Origin of the sequence: Nonomuraea marmarensis (genome assembly GCF_043197025.1) — a bacterium.
GTDB lineage: Bacteria > Actinomycetota > Actinomycetes > Streptosporangiales > Streptosporangiaceae > Nonomuraea > Nonomuraea marmarensis.
Genome location: NZ_JBICRM010000001.1, coordinates 557,213 through 579,565, shown reverse-complemented (window position 1 = coordinate 579,565; position 22,353 = coordinate 557,213). Strand labels below are relative to the sequence as shown.

At 70.0% G+C, this 22,353-nt stretch carries 24 protein-coding genes; 13 read left to right on the top strand and 11 right to left on the bottom strand.

Annotated features, from left to right (window positions below; all coding sequences use genetic code 11):
• Nucleotides 1–95 precede the first annotated feature (95 nt).
• From ACFLIM_RS02840 to ACFLIM_RS02830, 3 genes are all read right to left on the bottom strand, one after another.
• Nucleotides 96–1,643, bottom strand: coding sequence for an alkaline phosphatase D family protein (locus ACFLIM_RS02840; protein ID WP_393161508.1), 1,548 nt, complete (start codon nt 1,641–1,643; stop codon nt 96–98).
• Between the two features lie 161 nt (nt 1,644–1,804).
• Nucleotides 1,805–2,404: an HAD family hydrolase gene (locus ACFLIM_RS02835; protein ID WP_393161506.1), complete on the bottom strand. Its 600-nt coding sequence runs from the start codon at nt 2,402–2,404 to the stop codon at nt 1,805–1,807.
• On the bottom strand, nt 2,401–3,222 hold the full coding sequence (locus ACFLIM_RS02830; RefSeq protein WP_393161504.1) for a hypothetical protein: 822 nt from the start codon (nt 3,220–3,222) through the stop codon (nt 2,401–2,403). The genes ACFLIM_RS02835 and ACFLIM_RS02830 overlap by 4 nt, the downstream gene beginning before the upstream one ends.
• Before the next feature lie 153 nt (nt 3,223–3,375).
• Between ACFLIM_RS02830 and ACFLIM_RS02825 the strand changes: the two genes are divergently transcribed.
• Nucleotides 3,376–3,651: a helix-turn-helix domain-containing protein gene (locus tag ACFLIM_RS02825; protein WP_393161607.1), complete on the top strand. Its 276-nt coding sequence runs from the start codon at nt 3,376–3,378 to the stop codon at nt 3,649–3,651.
• 52 nt (nt 3,652–3,703) lie between these two features.
• Here ACFLIM_RS02825 and ACFLIM_RS02820 read toward each other — a convergent pair whose 3' ends face one another.
• Nucleotides 3,704–4,507: a hypothetical protein gene (locus ACFLIM_RS02820; RefSeq protein ID WP_393161502.1), complete on the bottom strand. Its 804-nt coding sequence runs from the start codon at nt 4,505–4,507 to the stop codon at nt 3,704–3,706.
• 143 nt (nt 4,508–4,650) lie between these two features.
• On the opposite strand from ACFLIM_RS02820, the gene arfB reads away from it, so the two are divergent.
• The gene (arfB, locus tag ACFLIM_RS02815; protein WP_393161500.1) at nt 4,651–5,058 is read left to right on the top strand and encodes an alternative ribosome rescue aminoacyl-tRNA hydrolase ArfB; all 408 of its coding nucleotides are present in this window, start codon (nt 4,651–4,653) and stop codon (nt 5,056–5,058) included.
• An 11-nt stretch (nt 5,059–5,069) separates the two neighbouring features.
• Here the strand turns inward: arfB and ACFLIM_RS02810 are convergent, their stop codons facing one another.
• From ACFLIM_RS02810 to ACFLIM_RS02790, 5 genes are all read right to left on the bottom strand, one after another.
• Nucleotides 5,070–5,603, bottom strand: a complete 534-nt coding sequence (locus ACFLIM_RS02810) for an NADPH-dependent FMN reductase (RefSeq protein WP_393161498.1) — start codon at nt 5,601–5,603, stop codon at nt 5,070–5,072.
• A 107-nt stretch (nt 5,604–5,710) separates the two neighbouring features.
• Complete coding sequence (locus ACFLIM_RS02805; RefSeq protein WP_393161496.1) at nt 5,711–6,646, bottom strand: acyl-ACP desaturase; 936 nt, start codon at nt 6,644–6,646, stop codon at nt 5,711–5,713.
• 114 nt (nt 6,647–6,760) lie between these two features.
• Nucleotides 6,761–7,192, bottom strand: a complete 432-nt coding sequence (locus ACFLIM_RS02800; RefSeq protein ID WP_393161494.1) for a hypothetical protein — start codon at nt 7,190–7,192, stop codon at nt 6,761–6,763.
• Between the two features lie 133 nt (nt 7,193–7,325).
• Nucleotides 7,326–7,949, bottom strand: coding sequence for a hypothetical protein (locus ACFLIM_RS02795; RefSeq protein ID WP_393161492.1), 624 nt, complete (start codon nt 7,947–7,949; stop codon nt 7,326–7,328).
• Nucleotides 7,950–7,992: 43 nt separating this feature from the next.
• Nucleotides 7,993–8,772 (bottom strand): HAD-IIA family hydrolase, encoded by a 780-nt coding sequence (locus tag ACFLIM_RS02790; protein WP_449291458.1) that lies wholly within the window; start codon nt 8,770–8,772, stop codon nt 7,993–7,995.
• Nucleotides 8,773–8,833: 61 nt separating this feature from the next.
• Here ACFLIM_RS02790 and ACFLIM_RS02785 point away from each other — a divergent pair, with 61 nt between their 5' ends.
• From ACFLIM_RS02785 to ACFLIM_RS02750, 8 genes are all read left to right on the top strand, one after another.
• Entirely contained in the window at nt 8,834–10,021 is a 1,188-nt protein-coding gene (locus ACFLIM_RS02785) for a M20 metallopeptidase family protein (RefSeq protein WP_393161490.1), read from the top strand.
• 1 nt (nt 10,022) lies between these two features.
• Complete coding sequence (locus ACFLIM_RS02780; RefSeq protein WP_393161488.1) at nt 10,023–10,988, top strand: zinc-dependent alcohol dehydrogenase family protein; 966 nt, start codon at nt 10,023–10,025, stop codon at nt 10,986–10,988.
• A gap of 160 nt (nt 10,989–11,148) precedes the next feature.
• On the top strand, nt 11,149–12,966 hold the full coding sequence (locus tag ACFLIM_RS02775; protein WP_393161485.1) for an ABC transporter substrate-binding protein: 1,818 nt from the start codon (nt 11,149–11,151) through the stop codon (nt 12,964–12,966).
• Between the two features lie 4 nt (nt 12,967–12,970).
• The gene (locus ACFLIM_RS02770) at nt 12,971–13,981 is read left to right on the top strand and encodes an ABC transporter permease (protein ID WP_393161483.1); all 1,011 of its coding nucleotides are present in this window, start codon (nt 12,971–12,973) and stop codon (nt 13,979–13,981) included.
• Complete coding sequence (locus ACFLIM_RS02765) at nt 13,978–14,883, top strand: ABC transporter permease (RefSeq protein WP_393161481.1); 906 nt, start codon at nt 13,978–13,980, stop codon at nt 14,881–14,883. Before ACFLIM_RS02770 ends, ACFLIM_RS02765 begins: the two co-directional genes overlap by 4 nt.
• Before the next feature lie 92 nt (nt 14,884–14,975).
• Complete coding sequence (locus ACFLIM_RS02760; RefSeq protein WP_393161479.1) at nt 14,976–15,947, top strand: ABC transporter ATP-binding protein; 972 nt, start codon at nt 14,976–14,978, stop codon at nt 15,945–15,947.
• The gene (locus ACFLIM_RS02755; RefSeq protein WP_393161477.1) at nt 15,944–16,954 is read left to right on the top strand and encodes an ABC transporter ATP-binding protein; all 1,011 of its coding nucleotides are present in this window, start codon (nt 15,944–15,946) and stop codon (nt 16,952–16,954) included. Before ACFLIM_RS02760 ends, ACFLIM_RS02755 begins: the two co-directional genes overlap by 4 nt.
• Nucleotides 16,954–17,805, top strand: coding sequence for a GNAT family N-acetyltransferase (locus tag ACFLIM_RS02750; RefSeq protein WP_393161603.1), 852 nt, complete (start codon nt 16,954–16,956; stop codon nt 17,803–17,805). Before ACFLIM_RS02755 ends, ACFLIM_RS02750 begins: the two co-directional genes overlap by 1 nt.
• A 2-nt stretch (nt 17,806–17,807) precedes the next feature.
• On the opposite strand, the gene ACFLIM_RS02745 is transcribed toward ACFLIM_RS02750, so the two are convergent.
• Nucleotides 17,808–18,920: an exo-beta-N-acetylmuramidase NamZ family protein gene (locus ACFLIM_RS02745; protein WP_393161475.1), complete on the bottom strand. Its 1,113-nt coding sequence runs from the start codon at nt 18,918–18,920 to the stop codon at nt 17,808–17,810.
• A 57-nt stretch (nt 18,921–18,977) separates the two neighbouring features.
• Here ACFLIM_RS02745 and murQ point away from each other — a divergent pair, with 57 nt between their 5' ends.
• The 3 genes from murQ (at nt 18,978) to ACFLIM_RS02730 (ending at nt 21,463) form a co-directional block, all read left to right on the top strand.
• The gene (gene murQ / locus ACFLIM_RS02740; protein WP_393161473.1) at nt 18,978–19,877 is read left to right on the top strand and encodes an N-acetylmuramic acid 6-phosphate etherase; all 900 of its coding nucleotides are present in this window, start codon (nt 18,978–18,980) and stop codon (nt 19,875–19,877) included.
• A gap of 30 nt (nt 19,878–19,907) precedes the next feature.
• Nucleotides 19,908–20,963 carry a serine hydrolase domain-containing protein gene (locus tag ACFLIM_RS02735; RefSeq protein ID WP_393161471.1) on the top strand — a complete coding sequence of 352 codons (1,056 nt, stop codon included), beginning with the start codon at nt 19,908–19,910 and terminating at the stop codon, nt 20,961–20,963.
• A gap of 122 nt (nt 20,964–21,085) precedes the next feature.
• Nucleotides 21,086–21,463, top strand: coding sequence for a VOC family protein (locus ACFLIM_RS02730; protein WP_393161469.1), 378 nt, complete (start codon nt 21,086–21,088; stop codon nt 21,461–21,463).
• Here the strand turns inward: ACFLIM_RS02730 and ACFLIM_RS02725 are convergent.
• A complete protein-coding gene (locus ACFLIM_RS02725) occupies nt 21,460–22,347 on the bottom strand; it encodes a TIGR03619 family F420-dependent LLM class oxidoreductase (protein ID WP_393161467.1) in 888 nt (295 codons plus the stop codon). The two genes, ACFLIM_RS02730 and ACFLIM_RS02725, sit on opposite strands and share 4 nt — an antisense overlap.
• Nucleotides 22,348–22,353 lie beyond the last annotated feature (6 nt).

The window sequence follows — 22,353 nt, the reverse complement described above, 5'->3', positions numbered from 1 at the left end:
CCGCCGGGGGCACGGCCGAGCACCCCTGCCGGACGACCGGGCGGTCTCCGGCGGGGGGCGGTTGAGCGAATCCTCAGCGGGCTCCCAGCAAACGTTCAGCCAACCCGAGGCGCCCCCGCCTGGGCCGCGGCCGCCGCACCCGTGGTGGCGGGGATGGTGAGCTGGTGGGCGGTCTTGGCGGGGGCTCCCCGGCGGGAGATGTAGTCCAATGTCCGGAAATCGACGGAAATTTCGTCGCGAGTCAGCCGCGCCATCAGGTAGCCGCGTCGCTGGTCGATGTAGGAAATATGCGGATTCTCCTGCAACGCCTCGGCGATCCACGTCCGGTCCCGGTAACCGTCTCCGTCGCTCGCGATCGACGAGGCCACCAGCTCTTTGGCCACCACCGGCGAGTCCGGGTCGTCGAAGTCCGTCTTGAGCTCGGCCAGGTGGTGCATGTGCGCGTCCCCGGTCAGCACCACCGGGTTCGGTGTACGCGCCAGGGACCCCAGCAGCCGGGTCCGCTCGGCCGCGTACCCGTCCCAGGAGTCCAGGTTCACCTCCCGCCCCGGACCGACCTTGAAGTCGCGCTGCGCCATCAGGATCTGCTGCCCGAGCAGGTTCCACTGTGTGGTGGAGCCGCGCAGCCCGTCCTCCAGCCAGCGCCACTGGTCGGCCCCGAGCAGTGTGCGCTTGTCGGCCAGCCGGTCGTCGCACCCCGCCCGTACCCCGTCCAGGCACGCCTGGTCGTCGCGGAACTGGCGCGTGTCCAGCAGGTGGAAGCGGGCCAGCGTCCCCCACGAGACCCGCCGGTTCACCCGCAGCACCGCCCCCTGGAGGCTGGCGCGGCGCAGCGGCATGTTCTCGTAGTACGCCCGGAACGCGTCCGCCCTGCGCTGGGCGAACCCGGGCGCTCCCGTGCTGGAGACGGGCCCGGCCCAGTTGTTCTCCACCTCGTGGTCGTCGAACGCCACCAGCCACGGCGCCACCGCGTGCGCCGCCTGGAGGTCGTGGTCGCTCTTGTACTGGGCGTGCCGGAGGCGGTAGTCGGCCAGCGTCTCGCACTTGCCGGGCGTGTGGGTGCGTACGCGGCCGGCCAGCGCGGTGTAGCCGCTGGGGCCGTACTCGTACATGTAGTCCCCGAGGAACACCACCAGCTCAGGCTCCTGCTCGGCCAGGCGGCGGTAGGCGGTGTAGTAGCCGTGCTCGTAGTGCGCGCACGCCGCCACCGCGAACGTGAGCGGCGTCTCGCCGGAGGGGGCGGTCCTGGTGCGCGCGGCCGGCGAGAGCCTGCCCTCGCTCCTGAACCGGTAGAAGTAGTCGCGCCCGGGTTCCAGCCCCTTCAGCTCGACGTGCACGCTGTGGGCGTCGCGCGCCCTGGCGCCGGCGGTGCCGGACTTGACGATCGAGGAGAAACGCTCGTCGGTCGCGACCTGCCAGTCCACGTCCACGTCGCGGGAGGGCATGCCGCCGCAGCCGTCGCCGTTCAGCGGGTTGACGGCCAGCCTGGTCCACAGGACGAAGCCGTCGGTCGAGGGATCTCCGGAGGCCACGCCCAGCGTGAACGGATCGGATTTGAGGGTTCTGGCGGAGGCCGCCGGGGTGAGGGACTGTGGGAGGAGGAGGCCGGCTGTCGCCGCTGTCAGGAAGGCTCTGCGGTCCACGTCACCAGGTATGTCCGCCCGCGCTGACCCATTCGTGAAACTGGAGTCAAGCGCGGGTGAACAGCATCAGTCGTCCTGTTCGCGTAGATCTTCCAGGAGATGACGCGCAAGTCCAGCGCCGTCCCCATCGTCCAGTGTGACGAGCGCGCTTCGCCGTTGGATCAACGGGCCGCTCCCCGCACGCCGGACAGCGATGCGCGCAGCGCGGCGGCATCGGTGAAGTGCACGCCGGTCATGCCCGCGCGTTCGGCGCCCTCGACGTTCTCCGGGCGGTCGTCGATGAAGACGATCTCGGAGGGGTCGGCGCCGAGCTCGCGGGCCAGCTCGTCGTAGATCTCCCTGTCGGGCTTGACCAGGCCCATCCTGCCGCTGTAGAAGCGGCGGCCGATCGCGGCGATCCAGGGCAGCTCGTCCACGCCCTCACCGATGCAGACGGGCGCGTTGGAAAGCAGCGCCACGTCACGGTCCGCCTCGATCAGCTCGCCGAGCAGGGCCACCGTGCCCGTGTTGGGGTAGGCCCAGCTGGCGACGTCCATGGCGACCAGCCGGGCGATCTCTGTCTGGCTGACGGGCCGCTCCAGCACCGCCGACCAGTACGAGAACGGAGTCAGGGCGGCCCGGTCGAATTCCAGGCGATGCTCCCAGTAGCCGCGTTTGAACGCCTCCGGGTCCGCCGCCACCGCCCGCGCCATGTCGTCGGCGTCGGACTCGGGCTGAGGCAGGGAAAGGACACCGCCGTAGTCGAACACAATCCACGTCATGCCAGAAATGGTCGCAGATGCGAGTCGAGCGCCGGGCAGCCGAGGTACTTCTCGACGGTGTGGAAGTCGATCCAGTCGAGGTTGACCAGCTCCTCGACGTCGATGCCGGTGAAGCTGCCGCGCAGGTCGGGCGGGATGGCGGCGATGTCATCCTTGTCGGCGATGTTCACCCAGCGCCTGACGCCTCTGGGGCGTTCGCCGCGGCCGTTGATGGGGGCGGGCAGGAGGCGTTCGAAGATGACGTTGCGCATGCCGAGCGGGCTGCCGAGGGTGATCAGCAGGTCGATCTCGAGCTCGGGGTGAGCCCACAGGGCCTCGTACGCGACGACGCTGCCGAGCGAGTGCGCGATCACCACCTGGGGCCGGTTCCTCCGGATGACCTCGGCCACCGCCTGCCGGGACTTCTCGCGCTTCGCCTGATCGGTGAGGTACGCCGCCACCTCTGGCGCGAACAGCTTGGCGAACGCCGCCGACCTGTCGTCCAGCTTGGTGAGCAGCCAGCCGGTGAACGACTTGAGCACCCCCGTGACGTGCTCGCCCACGCCCAGGTTCTTCGCCCACCCGGCGAGGACCTGCTGGGCCGGGGACTCCATGGCGGCGAAGGACCGCCGGGCGTCGTCGCCGCCCTTGCCGTCGTGCAGGTGGTGCGAGAAGTACGCGATCTCGGTGAAGTAGGCCCTGGCTTCTCCCCCGAGCGCCGCGTGCAGGTAGCGGTCCCATTTGCGGCGCATGGCCTCCGCCGCCCCGGCCGCGGACCGCCCGGCCTGCAGGTAGTAGTTGTACTTGCCGATCCCGTGCACGCCGACGATGACGGCCACTGCGCCTCCCCACCCCGTGATCTTCTCGCGCGATATTGGCATACGCCGCTTGCAGCCGGCCGTCAAGAGAACGGCCGACTTTAGGCTTGCCTAAAGGTTTAGGTAGAGCTAAACTCGGAGTATCCGAACGAGAGCGTCGAGAGCGAGACCGTGATGGCCCTTCGCCGTAGCAGCCGTGACGAGGTGGGCGGTCTCGCCCAGGAAGTCGTCGACGAGATCACCTGGTATATGAGGGAACACAAGATATCCCGTGCCGACCTGGCCGCCTCGATGGGCGTATCCGCCGGTCGAGTAAGCCAGATCCTGTCCGGAGACGAGAACCTGACGCTTCGCACGCTCGGCGCCGTCGTCGACGCGCTCGGGGCCCGCCTGAACTTCACGCTCGGCGACGCGGAAGGCTCGGCCGCCGCACTCACGGAAGCCACCTGACCGCGCTCTCCGGCCATCCTCCAGCGGGTCTGCGGGCCCTTGGCGAACAGTCTCACCGGGCCCGCCTGACCGTTTCGGCGTTGCGCACCGGCGGCGCCGACGGCACGAACCCCGGCAGCGACCGATATCCGGCGCGGTAGGCCGAGGCCAGCAACCGCAGCAGATCGCTCTCCGCGTCGTGCCTGAGCACGCCGTGCAGCCGCGTCAGATCGTTCAGATAACGCTCATACCTGGCCAGCCGCGTATGCCGCGACCCGTTCAGCGCCGTGACCACCTTCGACCGGGCGGCCCCGTCCTCGATCAGCGCCGCCACGTCCAGCCGCCGCTCGATCGCGTCCAGCCTGGCGTGCACCCGCTCCCGCCTGCGTTCCTCGGGTGAGAGCCGCTCGACGATGCGCTCGTGGTAGCGGTGGGCGGCCAGGCTGAGCTCGTAGACGTTCCAGGAGTCGTCCACCCGCTTCTCGCACCAGAGCCGCTGGTCCTCGGCCATCGCCTGGTCGAGCCGGGCCAGCAGCGACACCAGCCAGAACGTCGCCGCCTCCCGCGCCAGCGACCGCCGGTCCTCGTCCTTGGCCCGCATCTGGCCGAGCCACAACCCGCTCGGCGCGACGGCTCCCAGCACCGTGGCGAGATACTGGTTCAGCACCGCCCCGCTCACCAGAGCGACCGCGGCGGACAGGCACCCGGTCAGGATGGTGATGGCGATCGCGAGCCACCGCCCCGCGGGCCCGAACGGCCGCCCCTTGCCCTGGCACCGCAGCAACAGGAACCCGACGGCGGAAACGGTGGCCAGCGCCACCGTGAGGCCCGCCTCCACCATGGTGAGGCCCTCCTGCGCGGCCGAGACAGGCTGCATGGAATGTCGCCTCTCCTGTCGGGTGTTCCCTTCATATTCGCAGCGACGGCGACGATTGGAAATGCTGTTGCGAACGGCATATGACGCCCATATACGGTGACATTCTCGTAGAGAACGCATGTTTAGGAACAGGAGCCCCACGCATGCCCGGCCCGCTGGTCGTCAACGACTCGGTCGTCATCCCCGACACCGAGCTCGTCTGGCGCTTCTCCCGCTCGTCAGGCCCCGGTGGCCAGGGCGTCAACACCACGGACAGCCGCGTGGAGCTCACCTTCGACGTGGCCGCGACCACGGCGCTGCCGCCCGTGCTGAAGGCCCGGGCGCTCGACCGTCTGGGCGCCGCCACGATCACCGTCGCCGCCTCCGAATACCGCTCGCAGCTCAGGAACCGGGAGGCCGCCGCGCACCGCCTGGCTCAGCGCCTGCGCGAGGCCATCGCCCCGCCGCCGAAGCGCCGCCGCCCGACCAAGCCCAGCCGGGGCGCCGTCGAACGCCGCATCACCACCAAGAAGCACCGCTCGGACCTGAAACGCCTCCGCCGCAACCCCTGACGGCCTGCCCGTCAGAGGGAGAGCGCGGGCTCCATGACCTCGGCCGGGCACAGCTGCCCGATCACGGCCCGGACCTGGTCCCGCAGGTCGGAGTCCGTGAGCCGGCCGTCCTCGCCGAAGTGCCGGCGGGTGGGCGAGATCACCAGTTCGGCCCCCATCACGACCGCCCCCGCGCCCTGGAGCTGCTTGTACAACTCGGCCTGGGCCCACATGGCGCCGCAGGCCCGCGCGCTCGCGCTCATCACCGCGACGTGCTTGCCCGACAGCCCGTCGTGTGCCGACATCCAATCCAGCGCGTACGTCAGCTCGGCCGGCAGCAGGCTGTGTTCGGGAGCCGTCATCAGCACCGCGTCGCCCGCCGCGACCAGCCCGGCCAGCTCGCGTGCGGACGCCGGGACGGGCCCGGCGGCGTACGGCGGGATCTCGCCCAGCCCCTGCCACACCGCGAAGTCAACGCCTTCGGGCAACTCGCCGCCCGCCGCTTCCAGCAGCCTGTTGATGAAAGAGCCCGCGTGGAGGCTGGCGGCGATCCCGATGATTTTCACCCTTGCTCCCCAGGCGTTCCGGTGTTACCGAGAACCTGCCCGATGCCGGGGATGTCCAAGACCAGCTCCGGGTCAAGAGGCGCACAAAGTGGCGGCCCCCGGAGGCCCTACCGGCCGTCGCGGGCGGCCACGCGGGCCTGGCGCTCCTCCCTGCGCTCGACGAACCTGGCCGCCGTGGCCTCGGTCTTGGCCAGGAACCCGGCCAGCTCGTCCCGAGCCCGCTCGCCCTCCGCGTCCAGCCCGGTCTTGTCGAACACCGACCACTGCCGCAGCACCGGCATGAGCACGTCGTCGAGGTGGAGGCGGAGGTCGTAGATGCCCTCGTTCGCGATGATCATGGCCTTGCGGGCGAACCCCTCGATGCCCGAGCCCGGCATCTGGAACGTGGTGACGACGTCGGTCACCGAGCGCATGGTCTGGTTGGGGTCCAGCTCGAAGGCCGCCTTGAGCAGGTTGCGGTAGAAGAGCATGTGCAGGTTCTCGTCGGCGGCGATCCTGGCGAGCAGCCGCTCGCAGCCCTCGTCGCCGGAGGCCCTGCCGGTGTTGCGGTGCGCGATGCGAGTGGCCAGCTCCTGGAAGGACACGTACGCGAGCTGCTGGAGCATGGTGCCGTACTCGCTGGCGAAGCCGCTCTCCATGTGGTGCATGCGGGCCCGCTCGAGGGCGACGGGATCGACGGCGCGGGTGACGGTCAGGTAGTCGCGGATGGCGGTGCCGTGCCGGTCCTCCTCGGCCGTCCACCGGTGCACCCAGGTGCCCCAGGCGCCGTCGCGGCCGAACGTGGTGGCGATCTCGCGGTGGTAGCTGGGCAGGTTGTCCTCGGTCAGGAGGTTGACGATGAGCGAGACGCGGGCCGCCTCGGGGATCTTCGAGTCGCCTTCCTGCCAGGCCTGGCCCCCGTAGACGCCGTCGAAGTCGCGGCCTTCGCTCCACGGGATGTACTCGTGCGGGAACCACTCCTTGGCCATCTGATGGTGGCGGTCGAGCTCCACGGCCACGACGGGCTCCAGCGCGTGCAACAGCTCCGTCTGAGTCATCACCATAGAAGATCTTCTCCTTCAGGTTACGGTACCGTAGGTTAGGCTACCCGAAGGACATACCGGTCAAATAGGGTGGGGTATATGCGACCCGGCGTCCGGGGTGTCCCGGCGCGGCAGCTAGGCACTTTCCCTCTTCAGCAACCGGTCGAGCTTGATCCCCAGATCGGTCATCTCCGACCGTACGGAGTTGAACTCCTGCTCGATCTCGGACCGGACAGACGCGAACTCGTCGGCTATCTCCGTCCGGACACAGGTGTTCTCGGCCTCAGTGCCCACGAACCGGGCGTTCACCTCCCGGCGGATGGCCGCGACCTCGGTCTCGACGGCCGCGAACTCCTCGGTCATCTCGGTACGGGAGTCGGCCATCGCGGCCTTGATCGCAGTGATCTCCGCCTGCAACTGCTTGGTCCGGTCGTTGATCTCGCGCAGGAGATCCGCCTGCCGGTCCGGCTCTCTACGGTGTCCTGACGCCGCCCCGCCGACATGCGCGCCGGCCTCGAGACCTTCGACACGGAGCTTCAAGTCGAGAATCTCCGCCCGTACGTCCACGCCCGCCTACCTCTACATTCGCTTGACAAGGACGTGGCCAAATCTACCCCGGCACGGCCCTCATCCGTCACAGCTTCGTCGCACTCCGTGAGCAAAGCCGACGGCCGCTACCAACGCCCCCGTCTCATAGGTGTCATCGCCGGTCTTCGATCTCCCACAGATGGTCGATCACATGCCAGGCAAGCCGCCGCAATGCGTACCGGGGAGGCCAGCCCGTGGTCTGGGGCGGGTCCCAAGGCCGGGCGAGGACCTCGGCCAGTTCCCGTCTCATGGCGTCCCGGTCACCACGCGTCTTGTACGGCTTGTGCCGCACATCGACCTTTCTGGCGAAGGCGCGCTCGGCGCCCTCCACATGGTCGACGATCTTCGTCAGATCCCGTCCGCCGCCCCGCGGCCCCTTGCGGAGGTCCTCCGGGGAGCCGGCGGCCGTCTCGTCGAACAGGGCCCAGGAGGCGCGCAGGAGCGCGACCCCGCGCTCCGCCTCCGATGCGAGCACAGGGGCGAGGTCCAGGTCCGGTACGGCGTAGGGCACGCCGAAGTCCGTCGTATCGCTGCCGGGCACCCGCGCCACCACCACCGGGTCGCCCGGCGCGAACTCCAGGCCGGCGCGGGAGGCCACCACGCGGTAACGCGGCACGTATTCCATGAGACGGTCGATGGCCGCCTCCTCGCCCTTGGCGATCCGGCACCAGCCGGGCCAGTCGATCGAGCAGGCGAAGACCTTCTTCGGGCCGGTCTCCAGGTAAACGCGGGTCATATCACGTCAGGTTGCCATGCATACCTGTCAGAAGGGGTCAGGTTCAGATGAGGTCGATGAGGTCGGCCACCGAGTCGACCACCAGGGACGGGCGGTACGGGAAGCGGTCGATCTGGTCTCGCTGGGTGACGCCCGTGAGGACCAGGATGGTGAACAGGCCCGCCTCCATGCCCGAGACGATGTCGGTGTCCATGCGGTCGCCGATCATGGCGGTGGCCTCGCTGTGGGCCTCGATCTCGTTGAGCGCGCTGCGCATCATGCGGGGGTTGGGCTTGCCGACGAAGTAGGGGTCGATGCCGGTGGCCTTGGTGATGAGGGCGGCCACGGCGCCGCAGGCGGGCAGGGAGCCCTCCGTGGAGGGGCCGACGGGGTCGGGGTTGGTGGCGATGAAGCGGGCGCCGCCCTCGATGAGGCGGATGGCCCGGGTGATCTGGGTGAAGCTGTAGGTGCGGGTCTCCCCCAGGACGACGTAGTCGGGGTCCAGGTCGGTCAGGACGTAGCCGACCTCGTGCAGCGCCGTCGTCAGTCCCGCCTCCCCGATCACGTACGCGGATCCGCGCGGCCGCTGGTCGTCGAGGAACTGGGCGGTGGCCAGCGCGGAGGTGTAGATCGCCGGGGAAGGCACGTCGAGGCCGGCGGCGCCCAGCCGGACGGACAGGTCGCGCTGGGTGTAGATCGAGTTGTTCGTCAGCACCCGGAACTTCTTGCCGGACTCGCTGAGCCGTTTGATGAATTCGTCCGCACCCGGGACCGGTCGTCCCTCGTGGACGAGCACGCCGTCCATGTCGGACAGCCAGGAGTCGATCCGCTTACGCTGAGTCACCCGGACATCGTACCGAGCGCGCCTTATCGACTTCCCGCCCGCTACATGAACAATGTCATTCATGTCGTTCACTGAATCAGCGCAGGACATGCGGGACGAACTCGTACAGCTCAGGCACTCACTGCACACCACGCCGGAGATCGGCCTCCAGTTGCCGCGCACCCAGGAGAAGGTGCTGGCGGCGCTGGACGGGCTGCCTCTGGAGATCAAGACGGGCACGTCTCTCAGTTCCGTCACCGCCGTGTTGAGAGGCGGGAAGGCCGGGCCCGCGGTTCTCCTGCGCGGGGACATGGACGCGTTGCCCGTGACGGAGAAGAACGCGCTGCCCTACCAGTCCCAGTCGCCCGGGCAGATGCACGCGTGCGGGCACGACCTGCACACCGCGATGCTGGCGGGGGCGGCGCACCTGCTGAGCGCGCGGCGGGAGGAGTTGGCGGGCGATGTCATCTTCATGTTCCAGCCGGGCGAGGAGGGATACGAAGGCGCCAAACACATGATCGGCGAGGGCGTGCTGGACGCGGCCGGGGCGCGGCCCGTGGCGGCGTACGGGATGCACGTCGTGTCCTCCATGTTGCCGCCGGGGCTGTTCGCGTCGCGGCCCGGGCCGATCATGGCGGCGGCGGACACGTTCCTCGTGACGGTGAAGGGGCGCGGCGGGCACGGCTCCAGCCCGCACCGGGCACTGGACCCGATCGCGGCGGGGTGCGAGATGGTGACGGCGCTGCAGACGATGGTGACCAGGACGTTCGACGTGTTCGACCCCGTGGTCGTGACCGTCGGCAGCTTCCACGGCGGGACGGCGGACAACGTCATCCCGGACGAGGCCAGCTTCGAGGCGACCGTGCGGACCTTCAGCAAGGAGAACCGGGTGCTGGTCAAGCGCCGGCTGGTGGAGCTCGTGCAGGGCATCGCGGCGGCGCACGGGTTGCAGGTGGAGGCGTCGTTCGGGATGGGCTATCCGGTGACGGTGAACGACCAGGGCGAGGCGGAGTTCGTGGGGCGGACGGCCGAGGAGCTGTTCGGGCCCGGCAGGTTCTTCGTCTCGCCGCAGCCGGTGATGGGCTCGGAGGACTTCTCGTACGTGCTGGAGGCCGTGCCCGGGGCGTTCACCTTCCTGGGGGCGTGCCCGCCGGACCGGGATCCGGCGACGGCGCCCTACAACCACTCGCCCGAGGCGATCTTCGACGACGCGGTGCTGCCGGACGGGGCCGCGCTCTACGCCTCACTGGCCTTCTCGCGACTGTCCTGACATGCGGGCCTGGGTGGTGGACCGGCCGGGGCCGATGGCGTCCCGGCCGCTGGTGCAGGTCGAGCGGGAGGTGCCCCAGCCAGGCCCGGGTGAGGTGCTGGTACGGGTGGAGGCGTGCGGCGTGTGCCGTACCGATCTGCACCTGGCTGAGGGCGATCTGGCCCCGAAGCGGCCTCGCACCACGCCGGGCCACCAGGCGGTCGGGCGGGTGGCCGGGACTTCGCAAAGAGTGGGAGTCGCCTGGTTGCGGTCCACCTGCGGGAAGTGCCGCTACTGCCTCAGAGGGATGGAGAACCTCTGCCCCGCCTCCACCTACACCGGGTGGGACGCCGACGGAGGGTACGCCGAATATCTGGTCGCCCCGGAGGACTACGTCTACCCCCTGCCCGACCAGGTGCCCGCCGAGTGGCTGGCGCCGCTGCTCTGCGCCGGGATCATCGGCTACCGGGCGCTGGCGCGGTGCGATCTGCCGCAGGGCGGGCGGCTGGGGATCTACGGGTTCGGCGCCTCGGCCCATCTGACCGCGCAGGCCGCCATCGCCCAGGGCGCCACCGTGCACGCCGTCTCCAGGTCCGCCGCCTCCCGGGCGCTCGCACTGGAGCTGGGAGCCGCCTCAGCCGGTGACAAGCCGCCGGAGCCGCTGGACTCGGCGATCCTGTTCGCGCCGGTCGGCACGCTGGTGCCGACCGCGATGGAGGCACTCGACCGGGGAGGTACGCTGGCAATTGCCGGGATCCACCTGACCGACGTGCCCGTGCTCAACTACGAGCGGCATCTGTTCCAGGAGCGGACCCTGCGCAGCGTGACCGCCAACACCCGGGCCGACGGCCGAGCGTATCTGGAGCTGGCGCTGGCGCATCCGCCACGCGTGACGACGGCGCCCTACCCGTTCGCGGAGGCCGACCGGGCCCTCTCCGACCTGGCTGCGGACCAGGTCAACGGGGCCGCCGTCTTGGTCATGGGTTGACCAATTATTTGGTGGAGCTTAGCGCCACTCCGTACACTGATGAAGGAAAGTTACATTAACCTCACAACGTCTGGAGATTATTGACGCGGGTCGGGCTCGATCGTAGTGTCCGGTCAATCCCTACTGATCCAACAGATCCCGACATCCCCCGGAGCGGCAAATGAAGCGACTGGCAGCGGTAGTGGCGTTGGTGGGTCTCGCCACCGCGACTGCGGCGTGCAGCGGTGGCGCCACCAACTCGTCCGGCGGCTCGGGCGGCGGCGGGCTCTTCACCACGATCGACGTGACCCGGCCCGGCCTCGACGCGAGCGCACCCGCCAACCCCTGGAACCCGAAAGGGAACACCTTCCTGGGCTACAACGGGATGAAGCTCGGGTGGACCAAGAACGCCCTGACCGACCCCAACCAGTTCTACCCGGGCATCGCGGCCAGCTGGGACATCGCGCCTGACAACTCCTCCATCACCCTGCACATCCAGCCGAACGCCAAGTGGTCCGACGGCAAGCCGGTGACGGCCGAGGACGTCAAGCTGTCCCTCGGCATCGCCTATACCCAGGGCAGCACCGCGTTCGCCATCACGCCGGGCGCGGCCGGTGCCGCCGCCGACATCACGGTCGTGGACGACAAGACCGTCAAGGTCACCCAGGACATGTCCAACCCGAGCTCCAAGTTCGCCCGCGGCGTGATGGACAACTGGGTCGTGCCCGCGCACGTCTGGGGCAGCGTGCTGCCCGCCGACTTCTGGGAGAAGCTGAAGAGCTCCAGGGGCACCGGCGCCGCGGCCGACAAGGCCCGCGAGCAGATCCTCGCCATCGGCCAGAAGGTGCTCGCCTTCGCGCCGCCGAAGGACGTCTCGGCCGGGCCGTTCACGCTGGAGCGGGTGAACCCCGGTGAGGCGCTGCTGGTGAAGAACAAGAACTTCTACAACACCGCGAACATCGCCCCCGACCAGGTGAAATTCCTCAACTACAGCGGCAACGAGCAGGTCTGGAACTACCTCACCGCCGGCAAGCTCGACCAGTCCGGCTTCACCGCCGCCCCCACCGACGTGATGAACCGGATCAAGCAGACTCCGGGCTCCCACCTGATCAAGGGCTTCTCGCCGGTGGCCGTCGGCCTGGCGTTCAACCAGTCGAAGAAGCCGTACGACAACGTGCACGTGCGCCGCGGCCTGGCCTACCTGATCGACCGCGACCAGGTGACCAAGGTGGCCTCGCCCGAGGGCGGCACGGCGGCCGTGACGACCTCCGGCATCCACCAGAAGCCCGCCCAGGAGTGGCTCGGCCCGGAGCTGTCGAGCCTGGAGCCGTACAAGCACGACGTGGCCAAGGCCGAGGCGGAGTTCAAGGAGGCCGGCCTGCAGAAGAAGGACGGCAAGTGGACGCTGGCCGACGGCGCGCCGTGGAAGGTGACCATGACCGCGCCGAACGGCTTCTCCGACTGGATCTCCGCGCAGGAGAACATCAAGAGCCAGCTCATCGCGAACGGCGTCAACGCCGAGGTCGTGACCGTCGCCGACTACCCGATCTACCTGGAGGAGATCGCGGCCGGCAAGTACGACGCCGGCTTCTGGCTGCTGGCGCTCGGCCCCGCGCCGTACGACATCTTCCAGCGCCTCTACGGCGCCTCCAACGGCTGGACCAACGTCGCGGGCAAGGTCGCGCACAGTGCCCCCGGCAAGGGCGGCAACTGGATGGGCAGCCCGGAGGAACTCGACGTCCAAGGCGTCGGCAAGATCAACCCGGGTGAGCTCACCGCCAAACTGAACGCGGCCACCCCCGAGGAGGCAAAGCCGATCATGGTACAGCTCGCCAAGGCAGCCAACCAGGACCTGCCGGCCATCCAGCTCTGGGACTACGTGAACACCCAGTTCACCAACACCAGCCGGTTCACCGGCTGGCCCGCGGAGGACAGCGACGTGCTGCGCCTGCCCGCCGGAGTCTGGATGCAGCTCGGCATGGTCAAGAAGAAGCAGTAACCATATGGGTGTTATCGCACGGCGACTCGCGGGCCACCTGGCCCGCGGGCTCGTCATGATCCTCGTAGTCGCCACGATCAGTTTCTTCATCGTCAGGAGCATCCCCGGCGACCCGGTCGCCGCGAACGTGCAGAAGCTGATCCAGCAGGGCATGGATCCCCAGGCGGCCGAGCAGGCGACGCGCGTGTTGTACGGGTTCCAGCCGACGGGTTCGCTCTGGCACCAGTACACCGACTACATGTCCGGCCTGTTCACCTTCAACCTGGGCCAGTCGGTCTCGCACGCGGGCCAGCCGGTCACGCAGGTGCTCGGCGAGGCGGCCAAGTGGACCGTTCTACCGGTGCTGGCGGGAACGCTGCTGAGCTTCCTGGTCGGCATCATCATGGGCGTCTACGCGGCCATCAAGCGCTCGGGCAAGCTCGGCGACGTGCTGGCCATCTCCGGGTCGCTGCTGCACGGCGTGCCGCAGTACGTGCTGGGGCTGCTGCTGAGCGCGATCTTCGCGACGCTGATCCCGATCCTGCCGGCGGACGGGCCGGTGGACATCCTGTTCGAGCCCGGGTTCAACGCCGGTTACCTCGGCTCGCTGGTCCAGCACGCGGTGTTGCCGGTGGCAACGTATGCGCTGGCGGCGTACGGCGGGTGGATCCTGGCGATGAAGTCGAGCGTGGTCACGGTGCTCGGCGACGACTTCATCCTGGCCGCGGAACTGCGCGGGATGAAACGGTCGATCATCTTCAGGTACATCGCGCGCAACGCGATCCTGCCGCTGTTCACGATCCTGGCGCTGTCGCTCGGCCTGCTGCTGGGCGGCGCGGTGTTCATCGAGCGGATCTTCAACTATCCGGGGCTCGGGCTGCTGCTCATCGACAGCATCACCATGCGTGACTACGCACTTATGGGCGGGGCGTTCCTGCTGATCACGGTGGCCATCATCCTGGCGAACATCGTGGCCGACCTCTTCTACAGCGTGATCGACCCGCGGGTCCGCAGCGGAGAGGAGATCTCGTCATGAGTAGTGTCGTGCTGCTGGAGAGCTCCTCGACGAGCGCGGCGATGCGCCGCAACTTCTGGTCGGGCGTGTGGCGGGTGATGAAGCGCAAGCCCAGCCGCATGGTGGGTGTCGTGCTCATACTCGGGTTCGTGTTCATGGGCGTGTTCGGGCCGATGTTCTACCCGGCCCAGCTCCCCCTCGACCCCGACCAGATCACCAGCCCGCCGAGCTGGCAACACTGGCTCGGCACCGACGACCAGGGCCGGGACGTGATCGCCCTGGTGGTCACCGGGTCGCGCTACGTGCTGCTGGCCGCGCTGGTGACCGCCGTCATCACCGTGGTCCTGGGCACGGGGATCGGGCTGTTCTCCGGCTTCAAGCGGGGCCGCTGGGACACCGTGCTCATGCGGCTGACCGACATGAAGCTGACCCTCCCCGGGCTGCCGCTGCTGCTGGTGCTCTCGACGGTGTGGAAGTTCAGCAGCGCGATCCAGATGGGCCTGGTGCTCGGGCTGCTCGGCTGGGGCGGCGTGGCGCGGGCGGTGCGCTCGCAGACGTTGTCGCTGCGCGAGCGGGGCTTCATCGAGGCGGCGCGCGGGCTCGGCCTGTCCACGACGCACATCGTGGGCAAGGAGCTGCTACCTAGCATGGCGCCATATATCGCGATGAACATGCTCATCGCCGTCACCGGTGGTGTCTATTCGCAGGTCGGGCTGTTCTTCCTGGGCGTGTTGCCGTACGAGTCGAACAACTGGGGCCAGATGCTGAACACGGCCGTGTTCCGGTCCGGGGCGCTGACCGTGCCGCAGGGGCTCGGCTTCCTCATCGGGCCGCTGCTGGCGATCCTGCTGCTCACGCTCGCGATCGTGCTCGTGGTGGACGCCATGGACGAGATCTTCAACCCCCGGCTGCGCGAGGAGTAACCGTGACCGAGCGAAGCGAGGGCACAATCAGACACAGCACCACTAGTCAGGAGGCCGCCGAAGGAGGCCTCCTGACAAAGGAAGCGCCGGGAGTGCGCATCGGCGGCCTCACGGTCGTCTACAAGACACCGGCGGGCGAGTTGCCCGCCGTCCGGGATGTCAGCCTGACGCTGGAGCCCGGATCGATCACCGGCATCGTGGGCGAGTCCGGTTCCGGCAAGTCCACGCTGGCGTTGTCACTGCTCAACGCCGTGCAGCCGCCCGGCAGGATCGCCGCGGGCAGCGTCGAGATCGACGGGCTCGGCGACGTCGTGGGGTTCAAGGGCGAGCAGCTGCGCAAGGCCCGCGGCAAACACATCGGGTACGTCTTCCAGGCCGCCCAGAACTCGCTCAACCCGCTCAAGACGGTCGGCAAGCAACTGCTCGACCTGGGCCGCTCGCACGGCGTGGACGACCTGCGCGGCCTGGTGCGCGAGGCCAAGGAGCTGCTCGGCCGGATGGGGCTGGACGGGGCCAGGGTGCTGGACTCCCACCAGCACGAGTTGTCCGGCGGCATGCGCCAGCGCGTCGGCATCATGCTGGCGCTGGTGCTGAACGCCCACCTGGTGGTGCTGGACGAGCCGACGACCGCGCTCGACATGATCACCCAGTCGAACATCCTGCGGATCATCCGCGAGGTGCACGCGGAGCGCGGCCTGACGACGCTGGTCATCACGCACGACATCGGCGTGGTGGCCGAGGTCGCCGACCGGCTGGCCGTCATGTACGGCGGGCGCCTGGTCGAGCAGGGCCCCACCAGGGAGGTGCTGGGCTCGCCCAGCCACCCCTACACCAGGGGCCTCATCAAGGCCATCCCGCGGCTCGTCGGCGACATCGACGAGGCCCGGGCGCTGCCCGGCCGGCCGCCGACGCTGGCGACCGTGCCGAAGGAGGGCTGCGTGTTCAGGGAACGCTGCGCGCTGCGCATGGACGTGTGCGACACCGTCGATCCGGAGGCCGTCGCGCACGGGCCGCGGATCGTGGCCTGCCACGCCGTGACCGTGAACGTGAAGGAGCACGCATGATCACCGGGACCGGCGTCGTCAAGACGTTCAGGCAGCGGGGCAAGGTGCTGGGCGCCCATGAGGTGCGGGCGCTGCGGGGTGTGGACTTCGCGATCCCGAAGGGCGGCGCGGCCTCGTTCATCGGCGAGTCCGGGTGCGGCAAGACCACGCTGGGGCGGATCATCGCGGGGCTGGAGACGTACGACGAGGGCGAGATCGTCATCGACGGCGTCACGATGTCGTCGCTGAGGCACAAGGAGCGGCAGCCGCACTTCCGCAAGATCCAGCTGATCCACCAGGACCCGTACTCGGCGCTGAACCCGACCCGTACCATCCACCAGACGCTGGCCGCGCCGCTGAGCCTGCGCGCCCGGCAGACCGGGCGGTCCAGGCAGTGGACCGAGGAGCGGGCGGCCGAGGTGTTGTCGCTGGTGGGGCTGGACCCGGCTTCGGTGTTGGCGCGATACCCGCACCAGCTGTCGGGCGGCATGCGGCAGCGCGTGGTCATCGCCCGCGCGCTGACCGTCGACCCGGAGATGCTCGTCGCGGACGAGGCCGTCTCGATGATCGACGTGTCGCTCCGGCTGGGCATCCTGGCGCTGCTGAAGGACCTGCGCGAGCGGCTCGGGGTGAGCGTGCTGTTCATCACGCACGACGTGGCCACGGCCCGCTACATCGGCGACGACGGCGAGCTGTACGTCATCTACCGCGGCCAGGTCGTCGAGCGCGGCCCGGTGGACACGATCATCGCCGACCCCGTGCACCCGTACACGCAGTCGCTGCTGTCGGCCATCCCGGTGCTGCACGGCCTGGAGCAGCCGGGCGAGCAGCCGGTGACGCCGCTGGAGTCGCTGGACGCGAGCCGGCCCGACGAGGGCTGCCTGTTCGCAGGCCGCTGCCCGTTCCAGGGTGAGCGGTGCACGTCCGAGCGGCCGTTGCTGCAGGTGACGCAGGGTGTGCCGCAGCAACACGCGTGCTTCTACCCGCAGCGTCGCAGCGTGATCGCCCGCCCGATGAGCGAAGTGTGATGGCGCACGCGGTGCGGACCGCGGATCTCGCCGAGGCGGCCGAGGTCGCCGGGGCCGCGCTGACGCTGGACGACGAGGCGCCCGACCTGGTCGGCCGGTTGTCGCGGCCGCCGGCCGACCGGCGGTGGACGGCGCTGGCGACCGACGGCGGGGCCGTGATGGCCTCCATGTCCACGAAGGACCCGGCCGTCGGGCACGTGGACCTGCTCGCCGTACATCCCTCCGCCCAGGGGCAGGGGCGCGGCCGGGCGCTGGTGCGGGCGGCCGAGGAGTGGCTGCTGGAGCGGGGCGCGCGGCAGGCGCGCTTCGCCGGCAACCCGCCGTGCTACGCCTGGCCGGGCATCGACGTGCGCTACACCGCCGCCGCCTGCCTGGCCGAGAGCCTCGGCTACGAGCGCTACCACGTCGCCTGGAACATGACGGCCGACCTGGACGTGGACCTGTCCGTCGAGGACGACCTGGTACGGCTGGAGCAGGCCGGGATCATCGTCCGCGCGGCGGGCGAGGACCGTGACAAGATCGCCGCGTTCGTCAGCCGGGAGTGGAATGATTCGTGGGCCTGGGAGGCCGCCAACGCGACCGGGCTGCACTACGCCGAGCGCGACGGGCGGGTCCTGGCCTTCGCCGCCTGGGGATCGCGGCCCGGCTGGTTCGGGCCTACGGGCACCGCCCCCGACGCCCGCGGTCTGGGCCTGGGCGGGGTGCTGCTGCGCAGGTGCCTGGCGGACCTGCGCGCCGCCGGGCAGTCCAGCGCCCAGATCGGGTGGGTCGGGCCGTTGCGGTTCTACTCACGCGCCGTGGGCGCGCGAGCGGAACGCGTCTTCTGGCTCTACCGGCGCGATCTGGCGTGATGTCACGTATAGAGCAGTCGTCCTTCCGGGCGTCCTGGCGGGGGACACAGGTCGCGGGGGTCCGCACCGGCCTCCAGGCAGCGTGTGAGCGTGTCGGAGCCCCACAGGTGGTCCATGAACAGGTCGGGCCCCTGCCAGCGCAGGTCGTCCGGGTAGAGGGTGCGGGCCACGTGCAACATCGACAGGCCCGTCAGCACCGGCCGGAACGCGGTCCGGTCGTGCACGTGGAGCTGCACGCCGCGGACCGGGGTGCCCGCGTGCTTGTGGAACGTCGGCGTGAACCAGGTCTCCCTGAAGCGCACGCCGGGCAGGTCGAGCGCGGCCAGCGCGGGAGCGAACCTCTCGTCCGCGTACGGCGCCCCGACCAGCTCGAACGGCCTGGTCGTGCCGCGCCCCTCGGAGAAGTTCGTGCCCTCGAACAACCCCGTGCCCGGGTAGACCAGCACGGTGTCCAGAGTCGGCATGTTGACCGACGGCATCACCCAGGGCAACCCGGTCTCGGCGTACGTCATGTCGCGCCGCCAGCCCTCCATCTCGACCACGCGCAGGTCCACGTCGAACCCGAACAGCCCGGCCAGCTCCCCCGCCGTCCTGCCGTGCCGCACGGGCAGCGGGAAGCGGCCCACGAAGGTCGCGAACGCGGGATCGAGCGGCGGGCCCTCCTCGACCGTCCCGCCGAGCGGGTTGGGCCGGTCCAGCACCACGAACCGCAGCCCGAGCCGGGCGGCCGAGGCCAGCAGGTCGTACATGGTCCAGATGTAGGTGTAGAAGCGGGTGCCCACGTCGGCGATGTCGAAGACCAGCGTGTCCACGCCGGAGGCGGCGACCACCCGGTCGAGCGCCTCGCCCTCGATCTTGTGGGTGTCGTAGACCGCGAGCCCGGTCTTCTCGTCCACGGTGTCGCCCTCGCTGCCGGCCGCCTGGGCGGTGCCGCGCATGCCGTGCTCGGGACCGAACAGGGCCGTCAGGCGCAGCCCCGAGGCCAGCAGTGCGTCCAGGGTGGGAGTGAGATCGGGCAGGACTCCGGTGGGGTTCGTGATCAGGCCGAGGCGGGCGCCCCCCGCGAGCGAGGGATCCGCGGCCAGCCGTTCGGCTCCGGTGCGTACGCATGACATGGACCCATTATCTGAAAGATATTTACAAGAGAGAAGTAAAGGGTGGAAATTAGCGTCATGATTGATCCACTACCTGAGCTGTCCACCGAGCAGAGCGATCCCCGCTACAGCCAGATCGACCGGCTGCCGACCGAGCAGATCGCCCGATTGATGAACCAGGCCGACGCCGCCGTGCCCGCCGCCGTCGCGGTGGCCGTGCCGGCGATCTCGGCGGCCATCGACGCGATCTCTGCGCGGATGTCGGAGGGCGGCCGGCTGCTGTACGTGGGCGCCGGCACGTCGGGGCGGCTGGCGGTGCTCGACGCCAGCGAGTGCCCGCCCACGTTCGGCACCGATCCCTCGCTGGTGCAGGGGATCATCGCCGGCGGGCCCGAGGCGCTCACCCGGTCCGTGGAGGGGGCGGAGGACGACGCCGAGGCGGGCGCCGCCGCGTTGAAGGACCTGGACGTGGGACCGCTCGACTCGGTGGTGGGCGTGTCCGCCAGCGGGCGGGCGCCGTTCGTGCTGGGCGCGCTGGAGGAGGCGGCCGAGCGCGGCGCGCTGACCGTCGGCCTGTCGTGCAACGCCGGCGCGCCGCTGTCGGCCGCCGCCGAGCACGCGATCGAGGTGGTCGTGGGGCCGGAGGTGGTGACCGGCTCGACCAGGCTCAAGGCGGGCACGGCCCAGAAGCTGGTGCTGAACATGATCTCGACGATCTCCATGGTCCGGCTCGGCCGCACCTACGGCAACGAGATGATCGAGATGTCGGCGATGAACAGCAAGCTGGCCGGGCGGGCGCTGCGCATGGTCAGGGACATCACCGGGGCCGACAGCGAGACCGCCGGCGCGGCGCTGGACGCGGCGGGCGGGCAGGCGAAGATCGCGGTGCTGATGATCCAGCACGGGCTCGACGCGGCCGCGGCGCGCGCGCTGCTGGAGTCGCACGGGGAGCGCCTCAGCGACGCGCTCAGCGGCTGAGGCTGAGAGCGTCCGGTGGAACCCCAAGGGATGTCCGATCGGCTGGGCTCGATCCTGGCGGACGGGGTGCCGCGCGTCTGCTCGGCCGCGGTCGCGCTGATCGCCGTGGACGGCTCGGTGGCGGCCGCCGCGGCGACAGGAGAGCTCGTACGGTACGCCGACGCCCAGGAAACCCTGGCCGAGGACCGCCCGCCGGCCCGCCGGGACTCGATCTTCGACCTGGCCTCGATCAGCAAGCTGTTCACCACGGTCGTGCTGCTCTCGCTGGCCGAGGAGGGCCTGCTGGACCTGGACGAGCCGGTGACCGCCCGGATCCCCGGCCGCGATCCCCGGATCACCCCGCGCCGCCTGCTCACCCACACGGCCGGCCTGCCCCCGACCCGCCGCATCGACCGGGAGCTGCCCGCCGCCGATCCGCGAACCCGGATGGCCGCGATGCTGGACACGCCGATCACCCACCCGGTCGGCGGACCCTACCTCTACAGCGACGTCGGCCTGGTCATCGCGGGCCGGATGGCCGAGTTGGCCGGCGGCGCACCGCTCGACGCGCTGGTCCGCGTCCGGGTCACGGAGGTGCTCGGCCTGGCCGACACCGGCTACCGCCCGCACGATCTTTCGCGGATCGCCGCCACCGAATGGAAGTCCGAACGACCTGGGCCGGGCTGCGTTCGTGGGGAGGTGCACGACGAGACCGCCTACGCGCTGGGCGGCGTGGCGGGGCACGCCGGGGTGTTCGCCACGGCCGGGGACCTGCTGGCGTTCGGCGAGACGCTGCGGCTCGGCGGCGGGGCGATGCTGCGCCCGGAGAGCGTGGCCGAGATGGTCCGCGACCAGGGCGCCGAGGGCGCGAAGTTCCGCCACGGGCTCGGCGTGCGCCTCGGCGATCCGGCCATCGTGGGCCCCCTGACCGGCGCCTACGGCCATTCGGGGTTCACCGGCACCTCGCTCGTGGTCGATCCCGCCCGCCGGCTGACCGTGGTGCTGCTGACGAACGCCGTCCATCCCGTACGGGGACGCGACGGCATCGGCGAATTGCGCCACGCGGTCGCCGCGGAAGCGCTCCGCCTGGTTGACCTCCCCTGTTGACAGGACGTAATTACGGGACCACAAAGAGCGTATTGCTCAGCCCGAAACCGGTGACCTGGCTGCCGTCGAGCGTCGTCAACGGCCTCGAAACGCTGCCCGTCAGGCTGGAATAGCCTGGAGACATGTCCGTCCAACTGAACCACACCATCGTGCCGGCCAGGGACAGGGACGAGACCGCCGCGTTCCTGGTCGACGTGCTCGGGCTGGCGCCGGCGCCGGTGTTCGGCCCGTTCCGCGTCGTCTCGCTCGGCAACGACGTCTCGCTCGACGTCGTGCAGGCGGGCGAGGCGGTGCCCGCGCAGCACTACGCGTTCCTGGTCAGCGAGCAGGAGTTCGACCAGATCTGGGGCCGGATCAAGGATCGCGGGCTGACGTACTGGGCCGATCCGCACCACCAGCGCCCCTGCCGGATCAACACCAACGACGGCGGCCGCGGCCTCTACTGGTCCGACCCGAACGGCCACAACCTGGAGATCATCACGGTCCCGTACGGCGGCTAGGGAGCCAGCGCCTCCAGTGCCTCCTCGGCCCGGCGCATCGCCTCCTTGGCGTCGGCCGTGACGAACTCGCGGTCGAAGTTGAGGTCGTGGAAGACGTCCGTCACGCCCTTGGCGGCCAGGTCGGCCACGTCGCGCCTGATGTCCTCGTACGTGCCCGTCAGCGGACGATCGGAGTCGCCCGCCCTGACCTGCGTGACGCCGCGCACCACGAACCTGAACGCGCCCGCGTCCCGCCCCGACTCGGCCAGCGTCTGCTTGATCAGCGCGATCCGGCCCGCGATGGCGGACAGGTCCTCCCTGCTGGAGCTCACCCACCCGTCGCCCAGCCGCGCGGCGCGGCGCAGCGCGACCTCGGCGGTGCCCCCGAGCAGGATCGGCGGCGGTCCCGGCACGGGCTTGGGGTCCATATGGGACGGCGACACCCGGTAGAACTCGCCCCGGTGCTCGATCACGTCGTCGGTCCACGCCTTGCGCAGCAGCTCGACGTACTCCTCGCCCCTGCGTCCCCGCCGCTCCATGCCCACGCCCGTGGCCTCGAACTCCTCCGGCACCCAGCCCAGCCCGATCCCCGCCGTGAGCCTGCCGCCGGAGAGCGTCTGGAGCGTGGCGAGCTGCTTGGCCAGCACCACCGGCTGCACGTACGCGTTGATCACCGCCACCCCGAGCCGGATCCGGCTCGTCACGCCGGACAGGTGGGCCAGCGTGATCAGCGGGTCGTGCACGCTGCGGTAGGTCGGCCCCATCGGATGCCCGACCGGGTACAACAACCGCTGGAACGTCCAGAGTTCGTGATAGCCGAGCGATTCCGCCCGGGCGGCGACGCGGCGCAGGTTCTCGGGCGTGGCCCACGCCCCTGACTGTGGTACGGCGAAACCGACTCTCATGCCCCC